Annotated in this window: 1 protein-coding gene and 1 pseudogene; both read left to right on the top strand. The window is 67.6% G+C overall.

Features of this window, described 5'->3' with window-relative positions; all coding sequences use genetic code 11:
* On the top strand, positions 1-359 hold a 359-nt coding region (locus QZH66_RS17120), incomplete at its 5' end, for a hypothetical protein (protein WP_345783870.1).
* A 162-nt stretch (positions 360-521) separates the two neighbouring features.
* A pseudogene (locus QZH66_RS17125) lies at positions 522-918 on the top strand (hypothetical protein); the annotation flags it as partial.

Consider the following 918-nt stretch of genomic DNA (forward strand, 5'->3'; position numbering starts at 1 on the left):
CCTACCTGGCGGGCGCCCTGCTGGCCTTCCTGCTGGTCGTGCGCCCCTTGCTGCGCAGCGTGCAAAAGCGCCTGGCCGCCGGCACCCCACCACTCCTCGCGAACGAGCCGGCCCTTACACCGGTGGTGGCCCTGGCAGGCAAGACCGCCCAGAGCGCCCCCGGCGCCGAGCACAGCGCACCGGCCATCGCACCGAACGCGATGCCCGTGGTGCCGCTGCTGGAAGACTACGACCTGCCCCCGCCCGGCTCGCCCGTCGACGTGATGGTCAATCACCTGCGCGTGCTGGCCGGCAAAGAGCCCGAGCGCGTTGCCGAGGTGGTCAAACAATGGGTACAAAAGCATGGCCGACCTGAGTGACGCGCTCCCCCTCCGCGGGGAAGCCAAGAACAACAGCCTGCTGGAGCAGGCGGCCATCGTGCTGCTGTGCATGGGCGAAGAGCCGGCCGCAGCCGTCCTGCGCTNTGGCCGGCAAAGAGCCCGAGCGCGTTGCCGAGGTGGTCAAACAATGGGTACAAAAGCATGGCCGACCTGAGTGACGCGCTCCCCCTCCGCGGGGAAGCCAAGAACAACAGCCTGCTGGAGCAGGCGGCCATCGTGCTGCTGTGCATGGGCGAAGAGCCGGCCGCAGCCGTCCTGCGCTGCCTGTCGCGCGAAGAACTGCTGGAAGTCACGCAGGTCATGTCGCGGCTGAGCGGCATCAAGGTCGATGCCGTGAAGACCTCCATGCAGCGCTTCTTCGACGACTACCGCGAACAAAGTGGCGTGCACGGCGCTTCGCGCTCCTACCTCAAGCGCTCCCTCGATCTCGCGCTGGGCTCGGACATCGCTGGCAGCGTGCTCAACAGCATCTATGGCGATGCCATCCGGCCCAAGATGGCCCGCCTGCAATGGGCTTCGCCCAAATGGCTGGCCGAGC

Source organism: Stenotrophomonas sp. YIM B06876 (assembly GCF_030711595.1).
Taxonomy (GTDB): Bacteria; Pseudomonadota; Gammaproteobacteria; order Xanthomonadales; family Xanthomonadaceae; genus Stenotrophomonas.